The organism is Methylobacterium sp. Leaf456 (assembly GCF_001425465.1).
Taxonomy (GTDB): domain Bacteria; phylum Pseudomonadota; class Alphaproteobacteria; order Rhizobiales; family Beijerinckiaceae; genus Methylobacterium.
Genome location: NZ_LMQV01000042.1, coordinates 75,990 through 98,730, shown reverse-complemented (window position 1 = coordinate 98,730; position 22,741 = coordinate 75,990). Strand labels below are relative to the sequence as shown.

25 protein-coding genes and 1 tRNA gene are annotated in these 22,741 nt (G+C 68.7%); 16 read left to right on the top strand and 10 right to left on the bottom strand.

Features of this window, described 5'->3' with window-relative positions:
- The first annotated feature begins 150 nt into the window (after positions 1-150).
- The 3 genes from ASG52_RS20515 (at position 151) to ASG52_RS27465 (ending at position 1,821) form a co-directional block, all read left to right on the top strand.
- Complete coding sequence (locus ASG52_RS20515) at positions 151-756, top strand: sulfite oxidase-like oxidoreductase (protein ID WP_056247242.1); 606 nt, start codon at positions 151-153, stop codon at positions 754-756.
- A 20-nt stretch (positions 757-776) separates the two neighbouring features.
- Entirely contained in the window at positions 777-1,490 is a 714-nt protein-coding gene (locus ASG52_RS20510) for an FAD-binding oxidoreductase (RefSeq protein ID WP_286159122.1), read from the top strand.
- 151 nt (positions 1,491-1,641) lie between these two features.
- On the top strand, positions 1,642-1,821 hold the full coding sequence (locus tag ASG52_RS27465; RefSeq protein ID WP_156384059.1) for a hypothetical protein: 180 nt from the start codon (positions 1,642-1,644) through the stop codon (positions 1,819-1,821).
- 501 nt (positions 1,822-2,322) lie between these two features.
- Here ASG52_RS27465 and ASG52_RS20505 read toward each other — a convergent pair.
- Positions 2,323-2,529: a hypothetical protein gene (locus ASG52_RS20505; protein WP_056247240.1), complete on the bottom strand. Its 207-nt coding sequence runs from the start codon at positions 2,527-2,529 to the stop codon at positions 2,323-2,325.
- Between the two features lie 141 nt (positions 2,530-2,670).
- Here ASG52_RS20505 and ASG52_RS20500 point away from each other — a divergent pair, with 141 nt between their 5' ends.
- Positions 2,671-2,943 carry a hypothetical protein gene (locus ASG52_RS20500; RefSeq protein ID WP_056247238.1) on the top strand — a complete coding sequence of 91 codons (273 nt, stop codon included), beginning with the start codon at positions 2,671-2,673 and terminating at the stop codon, positions 2,941-2,943.
- Between the two features lie 155 nt (positions 2,944-3,098).
- On the opposite strand, the gene ASG52_RS20495 is transcribed toward ASG52_RS20500, so the two are convergent.
- On the bottom strand, positions 3,099-3,320 hold the full coding sequence (locus tag ASG52_RS20495; RefSeq protein WP_056247236.1) for a DUF6894 family protein: 222 nt from the start codon (positions 3,318-3,320) through the stop codon (positions 3,099-3,101).
- 208 nt (positions 3,321-3,528) lie between these two features.
- Between ASG52_RS20495 and ASG52_RS20490 the strand changes: the two genes are divergently transcribed.
- Complete coding sequence (locus ASG52_RS20490) at positions 3,529-3,855, top strand: hypothetical protein (protein WP_056247234.1); 327 nt, start codon at positions 3,529-3,531, stop codon at positions 3,853-3,855.
- A gap of 502 nt (positions 3,856-4,357) precedes the next feature.
- Here ASG52_RS20490 and ASG52_RS20485 read toward each other — a convergent pair.
- From ASG52_RS20485 to ASG52_RS27460, 6 genes are all read right to left on the bottom strand, one after another.
- Positions 4,358-4,444 (bottom strand) — tRNA-Leu (locus tag ASG52_RS20485).
- A gap of 34 nt (positions 4,445-4,478) precedes the next feature.
- Positions 4,479-5,669, bottom strand: a complete 1,191-nt coding sequence (locus ASG52_RS20480) for an FAD-dependent monooxygenase (protein WP_056247232.1) — start codon at positions 5,667-5,669, stop codon at positions 4,479-4,481.
- A gap of 7 nt (positions 5,670-5,676) precedes the next feature.
- Positions 5,677-5,949: a zinc-finger domain-containing protein gene (locus ASG52_RS20475; protein WP_056247230.1), complete on the bottom strand. Its 273-nt coding sequence runs from the start codon at positions 5,947-5,949 to the stop codon at positions 5,677-5,679.
- A gap of 79 nt (positions 5,950-6,028) precedes the next feature.
- Entirely contained in the window at positions 6,029-6,352 is a 324-nt protein-coding gene (locus ASG52_RS20470; protein WP_286159121.1) for a hypothetical protein, read from the bottom strand.
- A 130-nt stretch (positions 6,353-6,482) separates the two neighbouring features.
- The gene (locus ASG52_RS20465; protein ID WP_056247228.1) at positions 6,483-7,409 is read right to left on the bottom strand and encodes a hypothetical protein; all 927 of its coding nucleotides are present in this window, start codon (positions 7,407-7,409) and stop codon (positions 6,483-6,485) included.
- A 188-nt stretch (positions 7,410-7,597) separates the two neighbouring features.
- Complete coding sequence (locus ASG52_RS27460; RefSeq protein WP_156384058.1) at positions 7,598-8,068, bottom strand: hypothetical protein; 471 nt, start codon at positions 8,066-8,068, stop codon at positions 7,598-7,600.
- 924 nt (positions 8,069-8,992) lie between these two features.
- On the opposite strand from ASG52_RS27460, the gene ASG52_RS26645 reads away from it, so the two are divergent.
- Positions 8,993-9,595 carry a phasin family protein gene (locus ASG52_RS26645; RefSeq protein WP_082552664.1) on the top strand — a complete coding sequence of 201 codons (603 nt, stop codon included), beginning with the start codon at positions 8,993-8,995 and terminating at the stop codon, positions 9,593-9,595.
- 693 nt (positions 9,596-10,288) lie between these two features.
- Here ASG52_RS26645 and ASG52_RS20455 read toward each other — a convergent pair.
- Entirely contained in the window at positions 10,289-12,052 is a 1,764-nt protein-coding gene (locus ASG52_RS20455) for a sensor histidine kinase (protein ID WP_056247224.1), read from the bottom strand.
- A 350-nt stretch (positions 12,053-12,402) separates the two neighbouring features.
- Here ASG52_RS20455 and ASG52_RS20450 point away from each other — a divergent pair, with 350 nt between their 5' ends.
- The 10 genes from ASG52_RS20450 (at position 12,403) to ASG52_RS20405 (ending at position 21,948) form a co-directional block, all read left to right on the top strand.
- Positions 12,403-13,143 (top strand): response regulator, encoded by a 741-nt coding sequence (locus ASG52_RS20450; protein WP_056247223.1) that lies wholly within the window; start codon positions 12,403-12,405, stop codon positions 13,141-13,143.
- A gap of 174 nt (positions 13,144-13,317) precedes the next feature.
- Positions 13,318-13,575, top strand: coding sequence for a hypothetical protein (locus ASG52_RS20445; protein ID WP_156384057.1), 258 nt, complete (start codon positions 13,318-13,320; stop codon positions 13,573-13,575).
- Positions 13,576-13,585: 10 nt separating this feature from the next.
- Positions 13,586-13,789 carry a hypothetical protein gene (locus tag ASG52_RS20440; protein ID WP_056247219.1) on the top strand — a complete coding sequence of 68 codons (204 nt, stop codon included), beginning with the start codon at positions 13,586-13,588 and terminating at the stop codon, positions 13,787-13,789.
- A 130-nt stretch (positions 13,790-13,919) separates the two neighbouring features.
- On the top strand, positions 13,920-16,220 hold the full coding sequence (locus ASG52_RS20435; protein WP_056247217.1) for a sensor histidine kinase: 2,301 nt from the start codon (positions 13,920-13,922) through the stop codon (positions 16,218-16,220).
- A complete protein-coding gene (locus ASG52_RS20430) occupies positions 16,217-17,824 on the top strand; it encodes an ABC transporter substrate-binding protein (RefSeq protein WP_056247216.1) in 1,608 nt (535 codons plus the stop codon). Before ASG52_RS20435 ends, ASG52_RS20430 begins: the two co-directional genes overlap by 4 nt.
- Positions 17,825-18,077: 253 nt before the next feature.
- Positions 18,078-18,977, top strand: coding sequence for a helix-turn-helix transcriptional regulator (locus tag ASG52_RS20425; protein ID WP_056247214.1), 900 nt, complete (start codon positions 18,078-18,080; stop codon positions 18,975-18,977).
- A 327-nt stretch (positions 18,978-19,304) separates the two neighbouring features.
- Positions 19,305-20,162 carry a serine O-acetyltransferase gene (gene cysE, locus ASG52_RS20420; RefSeq protein ID WP_056247212.1) on the top strand — a complete coding sequence of 286 codons (858 nt, stop codon included), beginning with the start codon at positions 19,305-19,307 and terminating at the stop codon, positions 20,160-20,162.
- 50 nt (positions 20,163-20,212) lie between these two features.
- The gene (locus ASG52_RS20415; protein ID WP_056247210.1) at positions 20,213-21,211 is read left to right on the top strand and encodes a glycosyltransferase family 2 protein; all 999 of its coding nucleotides are present in this window, start codon (positions 20,213-20,215) and stop codon (positions 21,209-21,211) included.
- 70 nt (positions 21,212-21,281) lie between these two features.
- Positions 21,282-21,497, top strand: coding sequence for a DUF3126 family protein (locus ASG52_RS20410; RefSeq protein WP_056247207.1), 216 nt, complete (start codon positions 21,282-21,284; stop codon positions 21,495-21,497).
- Between the two features lie 121 nt (positions 21,498-21,618).
- The gene (locus tag ASG52_RS20405; protein ID WP_056247205.1) at positions 21,619-21,948 is read left to right on the top strand and encodes a DUF6949 family protein; all 330 of its coding nucleotides are present in this window, start codon (positions 21,619-21,621) and stop codon (positions 21,946-21,948) included.
- 105 nt (positions 21,949-22,053) lie between these two features.
- On the opposite strand, the gene ASG52_RS20400 is transcribed toward ASG52_RS20405, so the two are convergent.
- On the bottom strand, positions 22,054-22,686 hold the full coding sequence (locus tag ASG52_RS20400) for a S24 family peptidase (RefSeq protein ID WP_056247203.1): 633 nt from the start codon (positions 22,684-22,686) through the stop codon (positions 22,054-22,056).
- Positions 22,687-22,741 lie beyond the last annotated feature (55 nt).

Sequence of the window (22,741 nt, the reverse complement as noted above, 5' to 3'; positions counted from 1 at the left end):
GTTCTACGCTTCGTCGCCAGCGCCGCCAACCCGGATGAACGAGGAGCGCGCCCGCGTTGCGGCCTCCTTTCTCCCGTGCCAGACGGTTCCGAGGATCGCGCGACCCGCCGACGGCGTTGAAGGGTCGCCCAGGGCATGCGGAGGAAGGGTATGGCGACGCGCGGTTTCACGGGGCGCCCCCCGGCGGCGGAGATCGCCAAGCGGCTGCCCCCCGGCCAGCACCTCACCGACGACTTCCCCGTGCTGCAGATGGGGCCGACGCCCCGCGTCGCGACCGAGGGCTGGCGCTTCACCCTGCGCCAGGGTTCGCGCCCGCTCGCGAGCTGGACCTGGGACGAATTGCAGGCGCTGCCGCGCACCCGCTGGGGCGGCGACATCCACTGCGTCACCAAATGGTCGAAGTTCGACACCGCATGGGAGGGCGTCACCATCGACGACCTCTTGGCCGCCGCGGGCCTGGAGGCGCCGACCGGCTTCGTCCTGGCCGAGGGCCACGACGACTACACCACCAACATCCCCGTCCCCGACCTCACGGGCGGCAAGGCGATGATCGCGACCCTCTACGAGGGCCAACCGATCGAGCCCGACCACGGCGGACCGGCGCGGCTCCTCGTGCCGCATCTCTACTTCTGGAAAAGCGCCAAGTGGGTGAAGGGGTTGCGCTTCACCGAACGCGACGAGGCCGGCTTCTGGGAGCTGCGCGGCTACCACATGTACGGCGACCCATGGCGCGAGCAGCGCTTCACCGGCGATTGAGGACTTTTCCGCAGGTGGCCGTGGCCGATCCCTTCCGCTGGCGCTCCACGACGATCCGGGCGATCGCGCCCGCGACCGCGCGGGTGAAGAGCTTCCGCTTCGAGCCGCTCGACGGCCCCCACCGGGCCGGCCAGCACGTCGACGTGCGGCTGATCGCGCCCGACGGCTATCAGGCGCAGCGCAGCTACTCCATCGCCTCCGCCCCCGGCGATCCGGCGGGCCTCGAACTGATGATCGAGCGGCTTCCCGACGGCGAGGTCTCGGGCTTCTTCGACGAAATCGCCGAGGTCGGCGATGCGATCGAGATGCGCGGGCCCGTCGGCGCCTTCGCCTGGGGCGCCTCCGAGGGCGGCCCGGTGCTGCTCGTCGGCGGCGGCTCGGGCGTGGTGCCGCTCATCGCCATGGTGCGCGAGCGCGCCTTGCGCGCGCCGCACGTGCCGATGCTGCTGCTCTACTCGGTGCGCTCGGCGGCCGAGGCCATCGCGCGGGGCGAACTCGCGGCGCGCTCCCGCGACGAGACCGGCTTCGACCTGACGCTGCTGCTGACCCGCGAGGGCCCGACCGCGGGGCGCCGCATCGACCGGGTGATGATCGACACCGCCATCGAGTGCCTCGGCATGCCGCGCCACAGCTTCGTCTGCGGCGGCAACGCCTTCGTCGGCACGGTCGCCGACCTGCTGGTCGATGCGGGCGTCCGGCCCGCCACCATCCGCACCGAGCGCTTCGGCGGCTGAGGGCACCCGAATCAGGCTTCACACGCGCGAAAACGCTGTCCGCTGCGGCGAGGACCGCGACGACGGCGGCGAAATCAGAAATCGGGCGAGAAAAATATTTCCGTCGCCCTATCTCCCGGTGATGAAAACAAATCTGATCCAGCGACGGTTCGTGGCGTCGATGCTTGGCGGCATCGCCTGCGGCGCCATCGTGCTCGGCCTGCTCGCCACGTTGTGGCCGAGCCAGGCCGCCCCCCTCCCGCCCGTGCTCGTCGGGCTCGCCGGCGTGCTGGCCCTGGCGGGCGGGGCCTTCGGCTCGCTCTACGCCCTGGAGCGGACCCGACACGGCTGAGAACCGAACGAAAAAGGGCGCCGCCGGGGGACCGGGGCGCCTCGAATCATGGACGTAGCGACCGTAAGCCGCCGGCCGATCCCGCGCGGCCTCATGGCTCTTGCCGAGCCGCCCGTATCGAAAACCGGCCCGCTACCACTCGAAGAACGAGTCGAACCCCGGCAGCAGGCACATCAGCGTCGCCGCCGCGCCGACCACACCGGCCATCATCACCGCCACCGCCACGCGCGCATCTCCTCGCCGACCTTGCCGGACCGAACGTCGCAGCGGCGCAGAAGTTCAGGTCCGGGCGATCACCATTTGATGAAACGGTCGGCGCTCGGGCGTGCCGCCAGGGTGAGAGCGATCCCTCCCAGCGCCCCGGCGATCATGATGGCCACGGCCAGCGTCATGTCGGCTCCCCTCCAGACGGCAGCGTGCGACGCTGCCTGGAGATCAACGGGGCCGGAACATGGTCCGTGCCGTGCGGCAGATTGGCATGTCTTGTCAGAGAGCGGACGGTCAGCGCGCCTTCCGCTTGGTTGCCCCCTTGCCCGCCGGCCGCGGCTTGGGCCGCTTCGGTCTCGCGGCAGAGCCGGTCGCGGCCTTGGTCATCTCGGCCAGCATCACCCGCTGCTGGCGGCGGACGGCGTTGGCGCCGTGGCCCATCCCGAAGCCGGCGGCGCTGTTGGCCGCGGAGAGCCACAGGCTCAGCGCAGGGTTCTTCATGATGCGACCTCCGGGCACCAACGGCGCCCGCGCGCGATCGGTTTCAGCGGAGCCGCATCCGCTGCGGCACAATTCGCCGCGACGGCGGTTTCCCAAGGGAAGCGCCGGCCGGTGCCGGCGCATCCGAACCGGAGACCGACCATGAAGCGACTCGCCCTCACCTGCGCGCTGGCCCTGTCGGCGGCGGCCCTGTCGGCCTCGGCCCAGGCGCAAGGCACGATCCGCGGCGCCGAGCGCGGCGCGGAGGACGGCAACCGTGCGGCCGGTCCGGTCGGCGGCGTGGTCGGCGGCGCCGTAGGGGCCGCGACCGGCACCGTCGGCGGCGTGCTCGGCGTCGATCCCGACGCCCGCCGCGAAGAGCGCCGGGAAGAGCGCATGGAGCGCCGCCCCATGCGCGAGCGCGACGGCCGCTAGAGCATCGTCCCGAAAGGTGGTTTCCGGCTTTCGGAAAAAGACGATGCGGCACAAGGATATCGAGCATCGCCCCGAAAGGTGGCTTCCAGCTTTCGGAAAAAGACGATGCGGCACGATCCTACGAAGCGATCGGGGGCGGTTCGCCGCCCCCGCCCTCACCCGCCGACGAAGGGCCGCACCAGCACGCGCCGGCCGGTGAGGTCGTGCACGCTCACGTGCCACTCGCCCCAATCCTCCCGCCCGTCGAGCGCGCGCATCACCTCGCGGGCGACTTCGCCCGCGCGCCGCGTCAGACGCTCCGGCAGCCGGATCTCCTTGCCCTTGGCATCGAACACGCACTCGTATCCGTTCGTCGCATGGAAGCGGTATCGGGCCATCGTCGTCCCTGTCCTCCTCACCGACTCGTTGACGCCTATGTTCGCGCTTCGTTCCATATGAGGACAACCGGCAGACGAAGGCAAGCAGCAGAGAAGCTCGCGATCGCACGCGCCGGCGGGATGAAATCCCGGGCTCGCGCGTATTCAGGCACCGTTCAAGCGCGCCGCATCATCCATGAGGCCTAGCTTGAAGCTGATGGAGTTTCCTATGCGCCTCACCTCCCTCGCCGTCTGCGCGGCGCTCGTCGGCGGCATGGCGGCGGTCAGCACGCCGGCCTCGGCCCAGTATTACGGCTACGGCGCCCCCGGCTACGGCGGCGGCTACGGCGTCGGCTACGCCTACCGGCCCCGCTGGCAGCCCAATCCCTACGATCCGACCCGCGCCTGGCGCGAGCGGCGCCTCGCTCGCGAGAACGCATGGCGCGCCAACGCCGCGGCCGCCGCGGGCGACTATTACGGCTACCGCCACTACAGCCACGGCGCCCGCGTCTGGGACCGCCGCTCGCGCATCGACCGCGCCTATTCGGGCTACTGAGATCGTCCCGACGCAGCAGACATAGGCGCCGCGCCGTGCAGGGTGCCCCGCCCGCCTGACCGGGCGGTCTCGCGGCGCCCACCTTTACCGAAGACCATGGGGCCGTGCCCGACCTGAAGCGATCAGGCCGGGCGCGGCCCTCGTCGCATCGGGGGAGCGGGATCACACGACCAGAACATTGGCACGGGTGAGCGCCGCCTTGTCGTCGAGCACGGCGAGCGTCACCGCCGCCGCCCTCCATGCAACGTCCGCATCGCAGAACAGGGAGCCTGTCGCCGGCCGGAGCCGCTTCTCCCTACGGGTCGAGCTTTCCGATCCGGCTTTGCCGCGCCGGGTCGGCCCGAGCGAGACGGCCGGCGTGGTCGAGCGCGGTACGCGCCGGTGGCGGGGCTGAACGCTCGACGCGTGTCCCGCCAGCCGGCCGACGGTGCGGCGGGGACGTTCGCGACCATGTCTCGGCTCCCCGCGTCACCGGGCAGCCCGCACCCACGAACCCAAAAACTGGTGCGGACGGCGGGACTCGAACCCGCATGGCCGTGGGGCCGCAAGATTTTAAGTCTCGTGCGTCTACCGGTTCCGCCACGTCCGCATGCCGCCAGCGGTAGCGGGGCGGTGGCGCCAGATCAAGCGGCGGGTGGCGTCCAGCCGTAGAGCCACGCGTAGCGCGCGGCCATGCCCTCGGGGCCGATCCGCCTCATCACCGTGTCGCGGGCGAACCCGACGATCCGGCCGGCGTGGTAGACGCGGCCGTTGCGCCGCGCCGCCCGCTGCACCGCCGCGACGCGTTTCGCTCGGGCGGCGGCGTAGGCGGCGAGCGCGGCCGACACGTCGGCGTGGACGGCCAGCGCGGCGGCCAGCACCGCCGCGTCCTCGATGGCGAGCGCGGCGCCCTGCGCCAGGAACGGCAGCACCGGATGGGCGGCGTCGCCCAGGAGCGCGATCCGCCCCCGCGCCATCGGTCGCGCCGCGGGGCGATCGACCAGCGACCACACCACCCAGGCGTCGGGCGTACTCAGCAGCTCCGCCAGCGGGGCGGCGGCGTCGGGGAAATGGTCGCGCAACGCCGCCGGGTCGCCGATGCGGCCCCAATCCTCGTCGCCCTCGCGCTCGGGCGCGATGGCGACGACGTTGAGGCGTTTGCCGCCGCCGACGGGATAATGCACCACGTGCCGCCCGGCCCCGAGCCACAGCCCGGTCTCGTCGCCCTGGAAGGCGTCGGGCGCGGCCTCGCGCGGGATCAGCGCGCGCCACGCCGCCTGCCGGTGCAGCCGCAGCGGCCGGGCGTCGAAGCGGGTCCGCAGCCGCGAGCGCACCCCGTCGGCCCCGACGACGAGATCGGCCCGCAGGGTCTCGCTCTTCCCGCCGTCGATGCCCGACACGGTGAGCGCGATCCCGTCCGGCCCTTCCGTCAGATCGGTGATCTCGCGGCCCACACTCAACCGGATGCCGGGGCGCCCGCGCACGGCGTCGAGGAGCAGCGTCTGCAGGTCGGCGCGGTGGATGACGTAGTAGGGCGCGCCGTGCCGCTCGCGAATGGAAGCGCCGAGCCGTATTCCGCCGAGGGTGCGGCCGGTCGTCAGCGCCCGCACCCGCACACCCGGCGGCTCGTCGGCGGCGCGCCGCAGGGCCGCGCCGAGGCCGAGCCCGATCAGCACCGCGCTGGCGTTGGGCGAGAGCTGGAGCCCCGCCCCCACCTCGGAGAACCCGGTGCGCCGCTCGATCAGCGTCACGGCATGGCCCGCGCCGGCGAGCGCGAGCGCGGCGGTGAGCCCGCCGATGCCGGCCCCGACGACGGCGATGGAAAGGCCGCTCACGTCGGGGTCAGGCGGCCTGCGTGCCCCGGCCAACGCCGTCGGCCGCCTCGCTCCAGACGCAACCGGCCGGCTCGGCCGCGCCGGCCTTCAACCGGGCGTCGTAGCGAAACAGCGTCGAGCAGTACTGGCAGATGATCTCGGTGTCGGCGCCCATGTCGAGGAAGACGTGCGGATGGTCGAACGGCGGCAGCGCGCCGATGCACATGAACTCCTTCGAGCCCACCGCGACCACCGGCAGGCCGGGCTGGTTGTGGAAGTGCGGAACGCCCTTGTCGGCCATCTCAGGTCCCTGCTCTCGCCCCGCCCCTCGCCTCTCGGGACGGTCGGGAGCCCGGTCTAACCCGCAAGCGGCCTGACGGCTAGCGCGTCCGGCGCTCGCCGCAGGACTCGCAGATGCTGTCGAGCACGCCGTCGAGGCGCTTCTGGCGCTCGGTGCGGGCGTTCGGGTCGATGTCGGGGGCGGCGTCGCGGCCGGGCGGCACGGTCTGGCCGGTGCCGGCGCGGTAGGGGGCGTTGACCGTGGTCTCCGGCCCGCCGCCGGTGCCGGTGATCGGCGCCGCCCCGGCCGATCCGAGCGCGAACACCCCAAAAACCGGCGCCGCCAGCGCCAGCCCCCACCGCGCGCGCCGCCGCGTCCGCGTCCCGTCGGCCACCGCGCCCAGATCCGACACCGTCTTCTGCATCCCTCTCTCCGATCGTCCGCGCCTCAAGCGCTCAAAGCGTCCGCCGCATCGGCCGTGTCGCCGGCCGTTGCATTTGGAGTGTTGACGCATGGGGCGCCGCCGATGATCCGGGCGCGCGGCGCGGGGCGTGCTACGGCGCACGGATGCGGGGCCCCAAAACGGCCTGCGCCCTCGGCCTCGGCGCGTGCCGCGCCGCGTCCTCGCCCCCTTCCCCTTGCCCGTCCTCAGCCCCTTGCCCCGCCGCGCCCCCTGCCCCTCGCCGGAGCGCGTCCCTCGCCGCGCGCGCATCCCCTTGCCCTGCGTCCCCCGGCGCCGCCTCCCCGCGCGCCGCGTCCGCCGGCGTCGCGCCCCTAACGCCCCGGGCGATCCGCTCGCCCAACAGATCGAAGGCCTCCTCCTCCAGCGGCACGCCGGCCGCGGCGTGCGCCCGCGCCCAGGCCGCGGACCGCGCCTCCTGCCTTTGGGCCGCAAACGTCTCGTAGCGCCGGGCGATGTCGGCGCGGAGCGCCACGAGGTCGAGCTTCTCCTCAGGTCCGCCCTCGGACGCCGGCTCGACCTCGTCCAACAGCTTCTTCAGGCCGACGAGGTTGCGCAGCATCTTGGCAGTGTCGAGCTTGCCCGCCCGCTCCAGCCGGATCAGATCGTCCTCGCGACCGCGGGCGATGAGCAGCGCGTCGAGTTCGCCGATCTGCCGCGCGAGGTGGACGCGCAAAGCCGTCCGCAAGGCGCCGTCCGGCCCCGCCCGGCGCTGCGCCCGCCCGACCGCGGATTGCGGCGCGATCGTCTCCGACAGGCCGCAGGCGCGAAACAGCGATTCGGCCCGGTCGCGCCGCGCGCCCAACGCCTCGGCGAGGTCGCCCGGATCGACGCCGGGCACCCGCGCCACCCGGGCGAGCGCGGCGACCCGCGCGTCCGACCACTTTTGCGGCCGATGCGCCTCGCGCGCCCGCAGCACCGCCGGCCGCCAGTTCTGCACGAGGTTCCACCGGCACACGGTGGAATAGGGCACGCCGGTGCGCGCCGCGATCTCCTGCGGGGTCAGATCGCTCCCCCGCATGAGATCACCGACGTCGCGACGCGCCGCCGGACCATGACGGGGAGCCCAGGCCATTTTTGCGGCCCTCTTCGGAGATGGATTTTTGGGATGGTGGGGAGGCTAGCCGGAGGAGCGGGGCGCTGTCAAGGCATATTATCCTATTAAGAATACCTTTGATCACGATACTTTTTTTGCAAAAATCACTGAACCTACTTTAGGCTGCGTGGACTCTTGGGGTTCCCGTTCGATGTCGGGCGTGACTCAAGGCTGTCTTTTGGAGGGCAGCCTTGAGCGTTCAGGATCACTAGGTTCTCAGCAACGCGCAAGGATCGAGCGCTCCTTTTGAATTCATATATTTCTTCGGCCGAAACAAGAAATCTCGAACACAAATATCGCATTGCTGCTATGCGCCGGTTGTCACGTTTCAGCTTGTCTTTATCGATTTTTGAGACCGTCGCAGTCATTGCGATATCAGCAGCTTCATTGTTGAGCCGCTCTGCCAATCTTTGCAAGGACTGAGGACCTGTATAGCAAGACTTAGCGTCTTCTGTTATAACAAGAACGACATTTGCCGCCGCGGGATCGAGCGCCATATCCCAGTAATTTGCATAGCGCGTTACCATCAATTGGCTTTGTGTAAACCAATAGTATTCCAAGCCAGTCAATTTTGGCATCGACATCCGATCATCCCTAGTGACGCTAGCATATTGGAAGAATAAGCTGTAAACACATGCATTCAGATTTTTTGGATAAATACGCAGAATAGTGATTTTCTATTTATCACATTTACCGTGTGCATCGTCTCGAATTGCAGCGTCGTGATACGATGCAATTCCGGAGACCGGCGATATTCTTTTTTCTGCCGCACCCCTGGATGGATTGCGAATTTTTATCCCGTGAAAATTCTTTGATCCGTCGTTTTTATCACGGCTCTTGAGGGCCTTGGAGAAGGATAATATGTTATTTTTCATTGATCGGCTCCTATTTTTGCTCAACAATTATTCGCCCTAAGAAAATTGGGTAGGCACTTCAAAACAACAAGTCCAATTTTGAAATATAAATAAATAAATTGAGCCGCACGGCGAAACAGACAATCTGACTGTTTCGTTTTAGTGAGATGGCTTCTAAAATTGTCTCTTTACGAGGCTAAAAAGGGACAGGGAAGCCTTCACTTATCAGCTGATGTCTACCCAGTACCGGGCGTGCGCCCCGAGAAAGGTTTCAATCCGGCATGTGCTCATTTCTGGCGTACCGCCCAACTCCGGGAGGATCACCGACGGTCTTCATTTCGGTGCCTCATAGCCACCGCCCATCGCTGCCTCTTATTAATTACCGGCACAAACATAACTTGGATCACGAGACTGCGTGCTCGATCATATATTTATTTTGTGGCGGGTCAATATCTTACGAGAAATGCAAGCCAATGTTATAAAATTGAAAAATCAATCTCACCGAATATTGATTTTTGATCTTGTTTTTTTATCCAGAGACATGATTTAGATGCAGTGCAGCACAAGGGAAATCTTAGAAAATCGACGAGGCAATCAACCTATCGGTTTGACATATCATGCTGTATCCGTCACCACAATTTCGGGAAGATAAAAATGACATCAAATCACAATACTAATGAAAACAAAAATCACCTCAATCCTGGCAGGACCTCCGACAACATGAAAGATAAAGCCGATAAGACCACAGATCAGAGCGCGAAAGCGGCGTATGAAGCTCGGGAGGGCGTCAGCAAGATTGTCGATCTCAACGAGCGTGCTGCACAAAGCACCCAGCAGTTGATGCAAGAAGGTCTCGAGACGGCCTCGAATCAGGCACGAGATGTCGGGGATCAATTGAGTCGCGCATTCGGCTACACCGGCGAAGATAGCGAGCGCCTCGCTCAGCAGTCCAAGCAGAACATGGAAGCGGTCGCCCACTGCGGAACGGTATTTACTCAGGCTTTCCAGGATGCCTCACGGATCTGGCTTGATCTGGGACAGAAGCAGTGGCAGCGCAATCTCGACGGCCTGAACAAGCTTGCTCGCACAAAATCGGTGCAGGAGTTTTCCGCAATTCAAAGCGAGCTTGTTCGCGAGGGACTGCAGTCCATGATCCAAGATGGCAAAGCTATCACGGAAACATCAGCCCGTGCTGTCGAGGAAGCCAGCAAGACTTTCTCCAGCATCACGCAGCAGGGTTCGGCCCCGGCGCGTTGAAGTAAATAGAGCGTTCTTCTCCGACGCGGATGCCAGTTCGGCGAAAGAAGAGCGCATCATGACGGCGGCCCTGGAGATGCGCTGCGGCCCAACGTGGTCGAGCGCAGCTCTCGGTTTTGCAGAAAGATTTCTGGGTGGCCTGGCTGGATGGCAGACAGAACCTCCGCTCCCGGATAAGCAGCCGAAGTCGGACTGCACTCCCTGCAAGCCATTCGGAATTCCAAAGTTTTGGCTGGCCATACGCAACGCGCTGCGGACGTGAATTAGACTCGACGAAACTTTGCATGGAACGCCCAGGACCTTGCGCAATGGCCGTTTGGTTAGCCCCTTGTGAGACGAAGCCGCAAGAGCCTTTGCTGTCTTACGGAAGTTTCTGGCGGTATCTTCAGTCACATGCCGCCGAAAGTATTGAGCATCGACCCGAAATTGGTTGCGGCTTTCAAAAAAGCCGATGCAGCACAAGAGCCTTGAGCATCTGCCTGAATCCGATATCCGGAACGATGCTCTAAAGCGCATCCCCACGAAGTGAAAGCCGGTTCGTTGAAAAAATGCACGATACAACAAAATCTTAGACCCACCAGTTTGATGCAATCACCTCGGATACCGCTCTAACGACATCTGATTCAGTCAAGAACAGACCTCACGATTGCCCGATAAGGGTCGTAAGCGAATAAACTTCGCCTCTCGCTCGCGTCAGTCCACCCCCACCGCAGCTTCCGGAAACCGCATCGAAAACGTCGCCCCCCTCCCCGGCCCGTCCGAAAACGCCTCCGCCCGGCCGCCGTGCAGTTCGGCGATGCGTTTGACGATGGAGAGACCCAGGCCCGTAGAACCCTCGCCGCCGGTGGGTTTGGCGGAGAGGCGTTGGAAGCGGCCGAACAGGCGGGCGGCGTCCTCCGGGGAGAGGCCGGGGCCCTCGTCGGTGACGGCGCAGATTGTGGCCCCGCCCTCGCGGCGCACCGACACCGCGATCGCGCCGCCGGGTTGCGAATACTTGATCGCGTTCGAGACGAGGTTGTCGAGCGCCTCGCGCAGGCGCTCGGCGTCGCCGCTCATCGTCAGCGTCGGCGGCACCGCGGCGGTCAGGCGCTGGCCCTTGGCCTCGGCCAGCGGCCGGTTGGCCTCGCACACCTCGCGGGCCAGCCCCGCGAGGTCCACGGATTCGCGCCGCAGGGTGATGTCGAGGGCGTCGTTCATCGCATCCGCCATCAGGCTGTCGATCATGCCGATCAGCCGGGTGGCGGAGGCGCGCACGTGCTCGACCTGCGTCGTCATCGCGGCTCTGGGGGGCGGGGCGCCGGGATCAGGCTCCAAGCCCGTCTCCAAGCCGATCAGGTCGGCCAGCATCTCGGAGCGGCCCAGGATCACCGCCAGCGGGTTTTTGAGGTCGTGGGCGACCGTTCCCAGAATCTCGGTCTTGAGGCTGTTGGCCCGGCGCAGGTCCGAGCGCTGCAGGGCGAGCCGCCGGTTCGCCCGGATCAGCTCGGCGGTGCGCTCCGTCACCCGCTGCTCCAGGGTGACGTTGGCCCGTTGCAATTGCTCGTAGAGGATCACGTTGTCGAAGGCGATCGAGAGCCGCCCGGTCAGCAGGGTGATCAGCGCCCGGTCGGTGTCGGAGAGCGGGCGGTCGGCGTCGATCAGCGCGACGATCTCGCGCCCGCTCGCGGTGCGGACGTAGAGCGTGGAAAAATGCTCGCCGAAATTGTGTTGACGCGCCGCGAAGGCAGCCTCGACCACGGGGCGGATTTTTTCGTCAAGTGATTCGGGGGTGGCGCCGTAGAGGCCCGATCCGGCCAGCACGCTGAACGCACCGTCGCTCGCGTCGGTGTGGCCCTCGCGCAACACCAGGATTCCGGCGCATTCGGCGTTCAGCAGCGAGGCGACCTGCGTCAGAACCCCCTCGGCGAGGCGTTTCATCGACTTCTGATCGAGCAGCATCGGGGCCGCATCGATGATGATCTCGAGCCCGCGCCGCGTCTCGTCCAGCCGCTTGAGCTGCTGGTAGGCCCGGAGCGCCGCGGTCAGGCTGGTGAACAGCCGGTCGGCGGTGAGCTCGGTCTTCGCCTTGTAGTCGTTGATGTCGTAATCGACGATCACCCGCTGCTCCGGCGCCTGCCCCGGCTGCCCGGTGCGCAGGATGATGCGCACCGTCTCGTCCTTGAGATCGCGCCGGATGTAGTCGACGAGGAGGAGCCCGGCGTCGTCGGTCTCCATCACCACGTCGAGCAGGACGATGGCGATATCCCTTCGCTCCGCCAACAGCTTACGGGCTTCCGCCGCGGAGTGGGCGGAGAGGATTTCGAGGCCCCGGCCCTCCAATTCGTAGCCGGAAAGCGCGTAGCGGGTGCCCTCGTGCACCGCCGGGTCGTCGTCGATCAGCGCGATGGTCCAGGTGCCGGCGCGGGGCCCCGCGACTGGCGGCTCGTCGGGCATCAGTTCGAGCAGGTCGTCGTCCATGGATCGCTCCCGGGCGGCCGAGAATCACCGGCCCCGCGCCGTTTTTCGACCTAACGCAGGCCCCGTGCGGTTCGAAACCGCACCCGCTGAAGAAATCCTGGTGAAAGGTGGACCGGCTCTACCAATTTCGCATCGCCTGAGGTCTACGATCACTTGGCGGCGCGGCCCAATCCTGCATTGAACGCGCGATCTTTGTGTGCGGGAGAGGTCTCGGCGCGTCGCCAAGCGGGGACGCTTCGGGCATTGTAAACACCGGACTCCGGGATCACGATGCGGCATCGCGGTTCGATCGAGGAAAGCTTCACGCCGATGGCGCAGACCGTCTCGCCGGCTCACGGAACCTTGCCGCGATGAGCGGATCTTCCGGCCCCCACATCGTCGTGGTGGACGACGAGCCCGACGCCCGCGCCATGGTCGGCGACTATCTCCGCCTGCACGGCTTCGACGTGGCGCTCTGCGACGGCGGCCGCGCGCTGCGGGCGCATCTCACGGAGCGCCAGCCCGACCTGATCGTGCTCGACCTCAACATGCCGGAGGAGGACGGGCTGTCGATCGTGCGCGATCTGAAGGCGCGCAGCCGCATTCCGATCATCATGCTGACCGCCACCGCGAGCCCGATCGACCGGGTGGTGGGGCTCGAACTCGGCGCCGACGATTATCTCCCCAAACCCTGCGAGTTGCGCGAACTCGTCGCCCGCGTGCGCTCGGTGCTGCGCCGGGCGATCACGACGCCCGGCCCGGCCCAACCACCGGAGCCGGCCCCCGTGGAGGCGCCCGCCCGGCGGGTGCGGTTCGGGACGAAGTGGCTCGAACTCGACGCCGTGCGGCTGCGCGACGACCAGGGTATCGAGCAGCCGCTGACGCGCTCGGAATTCGATCTGCTCAAGGCGTTCGCCGACCATCCGAAGCGCGCGCTCTCCCGCGAGCGCCTGCTCGATCTGGCCGACGCCCGCGATCCCGACGCCTTCGACCGGGCGATCGACGTGCGGATCAACCGCATCCGCAAGAAGGTCGAGCCCGATCCGGCCAATCCGCGCTTCATCCGCACCGTGCGCGGCCTCGGCTATGTCTTCCGCCCCGAGGGCGACTGAGGCCAAAGTTTAACGAATTGTTACGTCGCCGCCCCGCCGACGTAACAGAAGCCGCCCGATCCCGTGATCCCGGGACGGGCGACGCAAAATCCCGGACATGCGGGCTCCCTACAAGCCTCCCATCGACGACGGCACAAGCCGCGGGGGGATGTCATGCGGGGATGGATTTCGATCGTGGCCGTGAGCGCCGTGCTCTCGGCGGGGCTGGTGGCCGGACACGCCGCGGCGGATTCTATCACGGCGGCCCCGACCGCCACGGCGACATGGAGCGACCCGCCGGCCAGGATCGCCCCCAAGCCCGTGGTCGTGGCGCCCGCCGTCAAGGTCGAAGCCGCCGCCGGCCCGGCCTGCACCGCCAACGCCTTCTCGCTCGCCTCGGCCTGCACTGCGCAGGGCCGCGCGGTGCGCGTCATCGCCCTGACCCAGCGCTGAGGAGCGGCCGATGTCACATTTCTCGAAAGACCTCCTCGACGCCTCCCCCGAGACCCTGGCGGCGCTACGCGATCTCCTGCACGGCGCCGGCAACAGACGCGGCGGGCAGCCGGTCTGGGTGCCGCCGTCGAAGGAAGGCCGCTTCGTCGGCGGCAAGGCCGGGCGCGCGGCGCCGGTGCGCAAGCGCGGCTTCGCCGCGCCGATCCGGGCGTGATGCCGCGCCGACACGTCCCGGCATGACGGATCGGGTTGCCGGGCGGGAAGCCCTTGTCGCGCCGCGCGTTTCCGGCAACGATCCCACGCGTCGGTCAACCGCTCTGCGAAGGGCTTTGCGCGGGTCGAGGATGCGGGTCGGGCGGAAGATTGCCCTCGTCGGCGGCGTCCCGATCCTGGTGGCCGCAGCCATCGCGGCGGCGGGCTGGGTGCTGCTGGCGCAGGAGCAGCGCGCCCGCACCGGCGCCCTGCTGGCGGCGCGCATCTACCACGACCTCACCGTCGCCCGGACCGAGCGCGAGGCCTATGTCGCGGCCCGCCCCACCGAGCGGGCGGCGCGCGAGGAGCGCTTCTTCGCGCTGGCCTCCGACGCCCGCCGCGGCCTCGACGCGCTCCAGAGCGATGTCCGCACCCGGGGACAGGCCGAGCGGGTCGCCTCGGCGCAGCGGACCCTCGACCGATCCATCGAGCGGATGCGGGCGCTGACCGCGCTGACGCGGGAGAACGACGGCCTCGTCGCCGAGATGGGCCAGCGCGCGGGCCGGCTGGTCGAGCTGGCCGATCAGGCGCGGCTGCGCCAGCAGGGCTCGAACGCCGACCTCGCCCGGACGCTGGCCCGGAAGGTCGAGCGGCTGCGCATCGCCCGCGATGCGGTGGCGCGGATCAACGCCCTGTCGGCGGCGCTCGCGCGGCTCGATCTCGCCGAGGCGCGCGCGGCTGCGGGCGAATCGACCGCCGCGCCCTCCCCCGGCCCCGCCGACCTCGCGCATGTCGGCGGCGAGCTCGTCACGGCCCTGCGCGGGTCGGGCCGGGAGGGGGATGCCGACGCGCTCGCGCCCCTGCTCGCCGCCCGCGCGACCGGGCGCGGCCCCGACCGGGCGCTCGACGAGCGGATCGAGCACCTGCTGAAGATTCTTTCCTCGGAGCAGCGGTCGCTGCACGACGAGGTGAGCCAGCTCCTCGCCTACGCGATCGAGGCCAACGAGACCGGTCAGGCGACGCAGAACATCGGCATTACCGCGCTCAAGCTCGGGCAGCGCACCGCCGACGCCCTGAACCGGCGCGATCCGCAAGGGGCGGGCGCCATGCTGGCGGAGGGCGAGCGGCTGTCGGCCACCACGGCCGGCCTGCCGATCTCGCCGCTGATCCAGGGCGACATGATCGACGCCATCGACGGCTGGCGCGGACGGCTGGCCACCACGGTCGAGGGGGTGACCCGCCAGAACGCGATGATCGCCGAGATGGACGCGCTGGCCAAGGCGATGAGCGACAGCGCCAACGCGCTCAACGACATCGCCCTGGAGGAGGCCGACCGCTTCGGCGAATTCCTGCGCCAGCTCCTGCTGGTCGGGGCGGCGGGCGGCCTGCTGCTCGGCGCGCTCGCAGCACTCGCCGTCGCCCGCTCGATCCTAGTGCCCCTGCGCCAGCTTCAGGGCGACATGATCGCGCTCGCGGCCGATCCGAAGGCCGCCGGGCTCTCAGGGTTGCAGCGGGCGGACGAACTCGGCGACATCGCGCGCGCCACCCACTTCTTCGTCACCGAGATCGGCCGGCGCGAGCGGGCCCTGCGCCGGGCCAAGGATCAGGCGGATGCCGCGCTCCACGACCTGCGCCAAGCCCAGGACGACCTGATCCGCGCCGAAAAGCTCGCCTCGCTCGGCCAGCTCGTGGCGGGCGTGGCGCACGAGATCAACACGCCCCTCGGCATCGCGCTCACCACGGCGACGCTGGTGCGCGACGAGACGCAAGCCTTCCGGGCGGTCGTCGCCGCCGGCACCCTGTCGCGCTCGCGCCTCAACCACTTCGTCGATCGCGTCGGCGAGGGGGCGCAGCTCCTGTCCTCGAACCTCACCCGCGCCGCCGACCTCGTCCACGGCTTCAAGCAGGTCGCCGTCGATCGGGCGAGCGACGAGCGCCGCAGCTTCCCCCTCGACGTCTGGCTCGACGAACTGCTGGCGAGCCTCCAGCCGATGCTGCGCAAGGGCGGCCACCGGGTCCGGCCGGACTGCCCGCCGGGCCTCACCGTCGATACCTATCCGGGCGTGCTGGCGCAGGTCGTCACCAACCTCGTCGCCAACGCCGTGGTGCACGGCTTCGCCGAGCTGAAACCGGACGCCCACGGCACCATCGTGGTGCGGGTGCAGTCGGCGGGCGCATTGGTGCGGATCGAGGTCGCCGACGACGGAATCGGCATCCCGCCGGAAAATCTCGGCCGCATCTTCGATCCGTTCTTCACCACCGCCCGCTCCCGCGGCAGCACCGGACTCGGGATGCACATCGTCCACAACCTCGTCACGGTGAAGCTGCATGGCCGCATCGCCGTCGAGAGCGAGCCCGGCACCGGCACCACCGTGCGGGTCGAGTTCCCGGGCGAGGTGCCGGGCGGCGAGCGGCCGATCGCGAGGGCGCCGGCGGGCGCGGGGGCCGCATGAGGCACCTGCCTCTCACCCTTCTGGCCGGGCTGGCCATCGGACTCGCGGGCCCGGCTGCGGCGACCACCCTGGTCTATTGCTCGGAGGGCAATCCGGAATCGCTCGATCCCGGTCGCGTCACCACCACGACCGCGATGAACGTCACGTGGCAGATGTTCAACAACCTCGTCGAGTTCGTGCCGGGCACCACGACCTTGCGCCCGGCGCTCGCCGAATCCTGGGCCGTGTCCGACGAAGGCCGGACCTACGACTTCACCCTGCGCGAGGGCGTGCGCTTCCACGCCAACGCTCGGTTCGCGCCGAGCCGGACGCTGGACGCCGACGACGTGCTGTTCAGCTTCCTCCGCCAGTGGCGGGCGGACCATCCGTATCACCGGGTCGGCGGCGAGACCTTCGGCTATTTCCGCGATCTCGGCCTCGCCGACCTGATCCTGGGGATCGAGCGGCTCGACGCGCGACGGGTGCGCTTCCGCCTGCGCGAGGCCGACGCGACCTTCCTGCCCAACCTCGCCCAGGCCTTCGGCGGCATTCTTTCTTCTGAGTATGCCGCCCACCTCGCGGCCGCGAACGACCCCGAGGAACTGGCCCGCGCGCCGATCGGCACCGGTCCGTTCCGCTTCAGTGGCTATCGCCCGGACGTCGCCGTGCGCTACCGCGGCTTCCCGGATTACTGGCGCCGGCCCGAAGGATCGGAGCCGGTCGATGGCCTCGTCTTCTCGATCACCCCGAACGCGGCGGTGCGGCTGACCAAGCTCAAAGCCGGCGAGTGTCAGGTGGCGGCCTTCCCCGTGCCCGCCGACCTCGAGGCCGTGCGCGCCGACCCCGACCTCGCCCTGCTCTCGGGGGAGGAACTCAACGTCGCCTATCTCGCCCTCAACACCACCCGCCCGCCGATGGACGACGTGCGGGTGCGCCGGGCGATCAACCTCGCCATCGACCGCCGCGCCATCGTCGAGGCCGTCTACGGCGCGGCCGGGCGGCTCGCCCGCAACCCGCTGCCGCCCGGAAGCTGGGCCTTCCACGGCGACTTGCCCGACCTCGCCTTCGACCGCGAGGCGGCCGTGCGGCTGCTGGCCGAGGCCGGCCTTGCGCAGGGCTTCGAGACCGACCTGTGGTTCCTGCCGGTGAGCCGGCCCTACAATCCCGACGGTCGGCGCGTCGCCGACATGATCCAGGCCGACCTCGCCCGGGTCGGCATCCGCGCCCGCCTCGTCACGCGGGACTGGGGCGCCTACCGGGCCGCGCTCTACGCGGGCGAGCCGACGGCAATGCTCTACGGCTGGACGAGCGACAACGGCGACCCCGACAACTTCCTCAACGTGCTGCTCGGCTGTCAGGCCGCGCCCCCCGGCGGGGCCAACCTCGCCCGCTGGTGCGACCCCGCTTACGATTCCGACATCCAGGCGGCGCGGCGCACCGACGACCGGCAGACCCGCACCCAGCTTTACCGCGCGGCGCAGGAACGCTTTCGCGAAGCGCTGCCGTGGGTACCGCTCGCCCACACCGTGGTCCACATGGCGGCGCGGCGCACGGTCGCGGGCTTCCGCATGGACCCGCTCGGGCGTTACCTGTTTGAGGGCGTGACGCTCTCCGACCAACCGTGAAAAACCTTCACGAACTTGCGAGCTTTCTGGGGAACGCCAACCAGACCATCAAATATTTTATCCACTATCGCGTTCGCATGGATGCCACGCCCGCGGTATGGGTTGCGCGGGCACGGCCCGCGCGCCAGATGGGCAAAGTCATTTTGCTGCAACTGCGAGATTGGCCTGTGCGTTGCAGCAAAAGGCAGCCGCGGACTTTGAGCGCGGGACGCGAACCATGCGTCGACATTCGGACGAGAGGTGAGTTGAGGCCATGACCGACGCGGCCCAACACGAGGCGGATTTCCTGAACGAGCTGGGTCGGCGCGTGCGCCACGCCCGGACCGTGCGCGGACTCTCGCGCAAGCTGCTTTCCCAAGCCTCCGGCCTGTCCGAGCGCTACATCGCCCAGCTCGAAGGCGGCCAGGGCAACGTCTCGATCATCCTGCTACGGCGCGTGGCCAACGCCATGGGCATGCGCCTCGACGACCTCGTGGCGGCGCAGGAAACCTCCTCCGACTGGCGCGTGGTCCGCGACCTCCTGGAGCAGGCGAGCCCCGACCAGATCGCGCTCGCCAAGTCGGCGCTCGCCGGCTCGGCCGGCGTGGACAACCGCGTCGTGCGCCGCCGCGTGGCGGTGGTGGGCCTGCGCGGGGCCGGCAAGTCCACCCTCGGGCGGATGGCCGCCGCCCATCTCGGCTGGCGCTTCGTGGAGTTGAACACCGAGATCGAGCGCGAGAACGGCCTCTCGGTCGGCGAGATCTTCGCGATCTACGGCCAGGAGGGCTATCGCCGCCTGGAGCAGAAGGCGCTGCGCCAGCTCGCCGAGCATCCGGGGCCGATGGTGCTCGCCACCGGCGGCTCCATCGTCGCCGAGCCGCTGACCTACGACCTGCTGCTGTCCTCGTTCTACACCATCTGGCTGAAGGCGCGGCCCGAGGAGCATCTCCAGCGGGTGCGCGATCAGGGCCATGTCGAGGGCAAGGGCGACCCTACCTCGGTGCTGGAGGACCTGCGCGCGGTCCTGCTCAGCCGCGAGCCGCTCTACGCCCGCGCCTCCGCCGTGGTCGATACCTCCGACGTGCCCGTGGACGTGATGGCCGGACGGCTGATCGAGGTGATCGAGTCCCGTTTCAGCGACAACGAGAACGGCGGACGGCGTCCCGCCGCTTAATATGGGCCTCAGGCGGCCGCGTCCGCGGCCTCAGGCTTTTCGCTCCGTTGGACGCCTCGGCTTAGCCGAGGCCCACTGCGCGGGGCGCTCTTCGCGCCCGGCCATACGGCCGTTCCCTCTGCGAGCGGGTCTGCTTTGTAACGTGGCGCCCCTCTTGATGCGGGCAGGTCCGGCCCCAAGCTGTACGACCATGCCGCGCCGCGGTAGGGATCGATCTTGCTCAAGGACCGTCCGCGCGAGAGCGATCGTTCTTCAGCGAGTCGCCGAACAACCGGCTTCGTCTCGCTCGCGCGATCGAAAAATTCGCTTCCCATCGAGGAGGAATGCATGTCCGCCAGTCCTTCGCTCAGCCCCGTGGGGCGCGAGGCGATCGCCGGCATCGTCGATCCGCTCTGGACGCGGATTCGGGGCGAGGCCGAATCGGTTTTGCGCGACGAGCCGTCGCTCGCCTCCTTCTTCGTCGCGACGATCCTCAACCATCCGACCCTGGAGGGAGCGGTGGGCCACCGCGTCGCCGCCCGCCTCGGTCACAGCGCGCTCCCGACCGAACTCGTCGCCCACGGCTTCCACGAGGCCGTCGCCGACGATCCCGCCATCGGCCAGAGCATGCGCGCCGACATCCTCGCCGTGATGGACCGCGATCCCGCGACCACGCGGGCGATCGAGCCGCTGCTCTACTTCAAGGGGTTTCACGCGCTCCAGGCGCATCGGCTGGCCCACTGGTACTGGCACCAGGGCCGGCGCGATCTCGCCCTCTACCTCCAGAGCCGCTCATCCGAGGTGTTCCAGACCGACATCCACCCGGCCGCCCGCATCGGCCGCGGCGTGTTCTTCGACCACGCCACCGGCGTCGTCGTCGGCTCGACCGCGGTGATCGAGGACGACGTGTCGATCCTGCACGCGGTGACGCTCGGCGGCACCGGCAAGCACGGCGGCGACCGCCACCCCAAGATCCGCCGCGGCGTGATGATCGGCGCGGGCGCCAAGATCCTGGGCAACATCGAGGTCGGGGCCTGCGCCCGCGTCGCCGCTGGCTCCGTAGTTTTGCGCCCGGTGCCGCCCCACACCACCGTCGTCGGCGTCCCGGCCCGCGTCGTCGGGGCCGCCGGCTGCGCCGAACCCGCCCGCTCGATGGATCAGCTCGTGGCGATGAGCGAGTTCGTGGACATCGCCGGCGGCATCTGAACGGCCGCTCCGGGCGAGCGCACCGGCTGCCGTTTCGTCGAGGTGACGCCTTGAAGTTTCGCCTTCCCTTCGGCATCGGGGCACGCTGGAACGGCCGGCCGGACTGCGAGCCGCTGGTCGTCCCGGACCCCGCCGACTTCACCCTGGTGGCCATCGCCAAGGACGAGCGGCGCTATCTCGCCGAATGGGTGGCGCACCACCTCGCCATCGGTGTGCCGCGCTTCATCCTGTTCGACAACGACAGCACCGACGGGACGGGCGCGTACCTGCGCGACATCGCCGCCCAGGTGCCGGGCCTTCAGGTGATCGACTGGCCCTCCGTCGAGGGCGCCTCGCCGCAGCGCTCGGCCTACAACCACGCGATGACGCTCGTAGGGACCGAGTGGGTCGGTTTCATCGACATCGACGAGTTCCTCGTTCCCTGGCGCGACGGTTCGCTGCGGGCCTATCTCGACCGGGCCGGCGACGACGTGTCGGCGATCCACGTCAACTGGCGCGGCTTCGGCTCGAACGGGCGTGAGGCGCCCGACTATCCCCTCGTCACGCGCCATTTCACGCGGGCAGCAGTGCAGGGTTGGGACAACAACCGCCACTACAAGACGCTCGCCCGCGCGAAGCGGCTCGGAGAGGTCTTCATCCATCACGCGGTCGTCACCGAGGGGCGCCGGGTCCAGTCCGATTTCAGCGACCTCGCCGCCAAGCGGGTCGGCGCCTCCCGCCACGTCATCCACGACGGGATCCAGCTCAACCACTACCAGTGCAAGACCTATCCCGAGTTCCGGGCCCGGATGCAGCGGGGTCAGGCGAACTTCCCTGCCGGCCACCCGGACAAGGACGGCCTCGATGCCAGCCGGACGCGCTTCGACGCCCTCGACCGCAACGAGGAAGAGGATACGCGCATCCTGCAGTTCCACGACGGCATGCTGCGCATGCTGGCGCGGATCGCGCCGGACGATGGGTGGCCCAAGCTCATCCGGGCTGCCGATCGAGCCCCGCTCCCGGCTTGCTTTGAAGCCCCGCCGCGTGGCAAGCCGCCGGGATCGGCTTAGCCCCCTACACCGACGTCGCCGCGGGACTTCGAGCCCCGGCGCGTGGACCTTTCGCGAAAGAGGAAACGGCGTGAACAAGACCGAGACCGCCAAGTTGCAGGACTACCTGCGCCGCAAGTTCGCCAACGCCAACATCCGCGTCGTCGCGATGAAGACCGGCGATTCCGCCGAGGTGTTCATCGGCGAAGAGTCGATCGGCGTCCTCGCCGACGACAAGGAGGACGGCGACGATTCCTTCACCTTCCGGATGGCGATCCTCGACATCGACCTCGAAGAAGAGGCTTGAGCCGGCGCCGCCCGCGCCACCGTGCCTGTGGGCGGCGTTAACGTTGAGGAAAGGTATTCCTTAACAGGACGTAAACGATCGGCCAGAGTACGCGTCTCATCCTGAAAAGGAGCGTCGCGTCATGGCCCTGAGCCCGTCCTCGATCGAATCCCTCCAGGCGCTGGTCGTCGGGCTCGCGCTGGCGGGCCTGATGGCGAGCGCCTTCGAGTTCGCCACCAACCGCCGGGCGAGCTTCCGCCTGCTGGAATCGGGCGGCGTTTCGACGCTGGCCGCCCTGCCGATGCTGGCCTTCGTCGCCCCCTTCATCATCCTGCGCAACACCCTGCGCGGCCGGAAGCTGGAGCGCCGCCCGATCCCGTTCGTGATGATCGCGACGATGATCGCCTGCGGCTGGGGCCTGCTCTCGGGCCACATCGCCCTCGACGTGGCGCACATGATCGCGGGCCAATAATCCCGAGAGGCGACGCCTCTCGCCCCCGCGACGGCGGGGCGGCGGTCATCCGCCGGGCGCCCGAGAAACGACCGGAAGTCGGCTCTCGGGCAACACAGTAAATCCCTACTGCCGCACCCACATCACCCGCGCCATCCAGGCGATCTCGGCGAGCGGCACCGTGCGGTCCTCGTGCTCCGGGTTGAGGGAGATGAGTTCCACGGTGCGGGCGGTGCGGCGGCGCAGTTCCTTGGCGAGCACCTCGCCGTTGGCGAGCCGCGCCACCACCCGGTCGCCCTTGCGCACGCTGGCGGTGGGCGAGACGATCAGCACGTCGCCGTCGCGGTAGAGCGGCTTCATCGAATCGCCCTGGACTTCGAGTGCGAAGGCCCGGTCCCCGCCGAGATCGGGAAACTCGATCTCGTCCCAGCCGGGCCCGCCCACCGGCATGCCCTCGTCGGTGAACAGGCGGCCCGAGCCCGCCTGGGTCAGGCCGATCAGCGGCACCATGATGCGGGCCGGCCCCTCGCGGGACTCGATCAGTCGCAGGAAGTCGTCGAGGCTGGCGCCGGTGGCGGCGAGCACCTTCGAGACCGATTCGGTCGAGGGCCAGCGCTTGCGCCCGTCCGGGCCGATCCGCTTCGAGCGGTTGAAGCTCGTGGCGTCGAGGCCGGCACGGCGGGCGAGCCCCGAAGCGGAATAGCCGTAGCGCTCGGCCAGACGGTCGATGGCAGCCCAGATCTGCTCGTGCGACAGCATGACGGCCCCGGCCCGGCGCGCCTGCCGATGGGACAGACGGCCTAGTCATAGGAAA